The sequence below is a fragment of the uncultured Corynebacterium sp. genome, assembly GCF_902782855.1.
Classification (GTDB): domain Bacteria; phylum Actinomycetota; class Actinomycetes; order Mycobacteriales; family Mycobacteriaceae; genus Corynebacterium.
The window spans coordinates 1-3,771 of sequence record NZ_CACZOO010000295.1 but is presented as its reverse complement, the minus strand read 5'-3'; the positions used below and the strand labels follow the sequence as shown (position 1 = coordinate 3,771).

Genomic DNA, 3,771 nt, shown 5'->3' with positions numbered 1-3,771 from the left:
CCAGCGCTGGATGATGAAGTTCAGCACCGTCGCGGTGCCCTGCGCAATGACGAAACTGATCGCCTGCGTCCAGAAATCGGAGAACCCGTGGTCTTCCAGCCAGGGGATACACACCAGGAACAGTCCCAGCTGCACCAGGTAGGTCAGCAGGTAGGAGCACATCGTCGCGATGAACCGCCGGCGCGACGGCGCGGCCTGGAAGGTCCACCGCCGGTTGATGAAGTACGCGGTGAGCGTCCCCAGGATGAAGCCGACGGTCTTCGACCCGGCGTGCGACAGGCCCACCAGTGACAGCAGGTACGTCGACCCGAAGTCGACGACCGCGCCGACCACACCGGTGCAGATGAACCGGAAGAGCTGGGTCACCAGCGGAACCTGAACGACCATGGTCCCCGCGTCCTTCCCGGACGCCACGGAGGTCACCTCAGCCGACATGCTTCACCGACACCTCTCCCTTGCCGGGCCGGTGCCGGAAGGTCCACAGCTTGTTGAACAGGAAGTTCGCCGGGATAGCGACGATGACGCCGATGAAGTTACCCCAGTAGGCGCGCGTCCTCAGCCCTGTCGAATCATCCCAGACCGACCGTGACAGGGCGATCGGGGAATCATCGTTGACCAGTGCAGTCTGCACCAGAAGGGTGATCAGCAGGCCGAACACACCGACCAGCATGAAACTGAACATGGGGCGCAGCCACGGCGTGCCCTTCGGCGCCCTGAAGGTGTACCGCCGGTTGAGGAAGAAGTTCCAGATGTTCGCCACCACGAACGCCAGCACACTGAACACGTGGTACCAGCGCACGTGGAATGCCGAGCTGAAGATGTTGACGAAGGGGTGGTACTGGTCGAAGCCCCACACCGCCTGGGTGAACCTGTTCGACAGCACCATGACGCCCTGGTTCACCACGAATCCGGACGCGCCGACCATGCCGAAGGCGATGAACTGCTTCAGGATGCGGCGTTTACGCCCGGTAGGCCTGGCCGGGTTCTCGGGCGGCCGCTCGGCGACGGCATCGGTCACGGGAGTCCTCACTCGCTGTGGAAAAGGGAATCACCGCTCTACGCTACTCAGCGCGCCCCTGATTCACCGAACCGTCACACCGGCGCGTCACGCCTGCAGCAGGAAGCGGTACATCTCCAGGCGGTCGACGAGGCTGCGTTTCGGCACCAGCGGGATCACGGCGGACGCCGGCCCTTCCCAGACGTCGGCACCACACGTCGCCAGGAGATGGCCCGAGGCGTGCGACAACTCTCGGATCTCCGCGGCGGACAGGGGGTCACTGGACTGGTGTCCGTCGGTGGAGCCGAGACCGGCGTCCGCCCGGGTGAAGCCGAGGGCGGCCATGAGCATTGAGGCGACCTCGTCGGCGGTCTCCCGGTCGGACAGGGTCGACAGCGCCACCACCCGGGACCACGCGGCGGCGCGGCCGACCGGGGTGGTCTCGGCGGGGAAGCCCTCCAGCACCCGTCGCGTCGCCTCTCCGACCTGGGAGGGCCGGCCCAGATCGAGGGCCTGGAGCAGCGGGGTGAACTCGTAGAGGTCCCCGCCGAGCAGCAGGGCGCGCAGTTCGGGGTCGAGCCCGCCGAGGATCTCGGCGACGGTCTCCTCGCCGGTGAGGGCGACGTTCACTGCGGCGAGGTCGACGTCGCGAGGCAGACCGACGGGGTGTTCGACCGTACCGGGGGAGGCGAAGGACCTGGGGGTGGAGGAGGGGGCGAGCGTGGAAGTGGAGGAGGGAAAGGACGTGGGGGTGGAGGAGGGGAAGGACGTGGGGAAGGACGTGGGGAAGGACACAGTTGCAGCGGGGGCGGTGGGGGTGATCCCGCCGTTCCCACGGTCGGGGTCGGGCGCGAAACCACCGGCGAGGCAGACGGCGTCGGGGGTGTGGTCGTCGCGGGGCATCGCGCCGGCGGTGGTGACGGTGACGGTGTACCCGTCGACGACGAGGATGCCCGTCCCGTCACGGCCCAGCGCCTCACGCAGCGGGGTGCCGATCGACCCGGCGGTGCGGGAGTAGACCCGCAGCCGGTCGTCGCGGCGGGCCTGCAGGGACCAGGTGGTGATATCACCGACGCCGCCGACGCCGGTGCCGTCGAGCATGGTGGACGCCCCTGGCCACTCCAGCGACAGCAGGACGGCACGGGCGGTTTCGGCGACCGAGAGTGCTCCGTTGAGCCCGAGAGCGCGGGTGAACCAACCCAGGCCGGGAACGTGGTGTTCGGCCAGGAGCAGGAGGGTGAGTTCGTGGTCGGCGGCGTCGACTGGTGGGGCGGGGCGGGCAGCATGGGCGATGCCCGGAAGCTCGAGCACTGCGGCGAGGCCGCCGGGATCACCGGACGGGGCATGGTCGCGGACGACTCCCCGTCCTGCTCCCCGACGCTGCGGCAGTTGCTGGGCACTCATGGCACCCAGGGTAGCGCCGGACCGTGCGACTCGCCGGGGACGCCGGGCCGGTGCACGGGGCCGTCACAGGCCGGCGCAGGCCGGCGCAGGCCGGCACGGGGCCGGCACAGGCCGGCACCTCAGTTCACGACGAGAGGCAGCGCGCGCAGGTCGCCGCCGATGCGCTGCACCCGCAACTTGTCCAGGGCGTTCCAGTTCTGCACGAGCCCGCGCAGGCCACGGGCCCCGGCAAGTGCCCGGACGACGGCCTCCCCGGCGTCCCGGTCTTCATCGGCGGTGAATCCCCCGGGGGCACGTCCAGGCAGCGGGGTGAAGTCGGCGTCGGCCCAGGCGGCACCCCATCCGGGCTGTCGTTTGCCGGGGTTCGCCTCAGCGAAGGACACCTTGTTCACCTCGACCGCCCCGGCAGCCTGCGCCACGGTGGCGGCCACGTCGACGATCTGCAGGGTGTCCGCGGTGCCCGCCGGGAGGGAGAAGGAGTTGCGGGCGTCGTCCCCGGCGAGTGGTGCGCCGTCCTCGCCGACGACGATGACAGGCCGGGCGAGGATGAGGGCGAGCATGTCTTCCCGTGAGTCACGCCGGTGGATCCAGTCGGCGTCGGCGGCGAAGCCGCGGATACCGTCGGCGTCGACGAGCCAGGCGCCGGAGAACTCACCGAGCACGACGCGGGCGTCCACCTCTACCTGCCAGATCGCGGTGACCTCACCGACGGTGGCGGCGATGAGCACCGGCGGGTCCTGCGGGCGGGTGCCGGTCTCGGTGGCGACCGGAGCTTCGGTTGTTTCAGCGGCGGTGTCCGCCGCCGCGTCCGGGGAGGTCGCGGGGTCGGTCACTTCCCGCCCTTCCTCTGTGTGCCCTGCTGCGTGGCGATCTGGACGGCGGCGACGGTACCGAACTGCAGGGCACCCCAGGTCGTCGCGGGGAAGCGTCGGACCACCCGGCCGATCAGCGGAAGCCGGCCCCCGACGGACGCCACACCCCGGACAGCCGCACGGTCGATCCGGGACGTGAGCCAGGTCCCGAGGGCGAGCGTCCCGACGAAAACGCCGGAGAGCAGGGCGATCCGGCGGGGATTCGCCGACGCCGGGGCGGCGTGCCGGTCGGTCGGGGCGGACGTGTCCCCGGCGTCCCCGTGGCCGGTGCTGTCCGGGGCGACGCGGTCGACGGTGGCGGACCGTTCAGATGTGGTGGCGACTGTGTCCCCACGGGTGGCGTAGGCCGCGGCGACTCCGGCACCGAGGACGGCTGCACCAGCGGCACGCCGACGCCACGGCGTCCTCACCAGGTCCTGGACCAGGTAGTAACTGACGGTCGTCGCCCCCAGAACGGGAAGATCGGAGGTGTGCGACGGGTGGTAGGTGGCACTCATG

General features: G+C 70.3%; 5 protein-coding genes. All 5 read right to left on the bottom strand.

The window, feature by feature from the left end; translation table 11 throughout:
* Window positions 1-435, bottom strand: a 435-nt coding sequence (locus QZV72_RS12140) for a GtrA family protein (protein WP_297008832.1), incomplete at its 3' end; no start/stop codon positions are given.
* Window positions 425-1,018 (bottom strand): GtrA family protein, encoded by a 594-nt coding sequence (locus QZV72_RS12135; RefSeq protein WP_297008830.1) that lies wholly within the window; start codon window positions 1,016-1,018, stop codon window positions 425-427. The genes QZV72_RS12135 and QZV72_RS12140, both read right to left, overlap by 11 nt.
* An 87-nt stretch (window positions 1,019-1,105) precedes the next feature.
* Window positions 1,106-2,401, bottom strand: coding sequence for a hypothetical protein (locus QZV72_RS12130; protein ID WP_297008829.1), 1,296 nt, complete (start codon window positions 2,399-2,401; stop codon window positions 1,106-1,108).
* A gap of 119 nt (window positions 2,402-2,520) precedes the next feature.
* Window positions 2,521-3,234 carry an N-acetylglucosamine-6-phosphate deacetylase gene (locus QZV72_RS12125; protein WP_297008827.1) on the bottom strand — a complete coding sequence of 238 codons (714 nt, stop codon included), beginning with the start codon at window positions 3,232-3,234 and terminating at the stop codon, window positions 2,521-2,523.
* Window positions 3,231-3,771: hypothetical protein (locus tag QZV72_RS12120; protein ID WP_297008825.1), on the bottom strand; the 541-nt coding region annotated here is incomplete at its 5' end. The genes QZV72_RS12120 and QZV72_RS12125, both read right to left, overlap by 4 nt.

Bases quoted from the DNA above. Each gene is read 5' to 3' on its own strand.
- QZV72_RS12130 (WP_297008829.1), bottom strand. From the start codon at position 2,401: ATGAGTGCCCAGCAACTGCCGCAGCGTCGGGGAGCAGGACGGGGAGTC.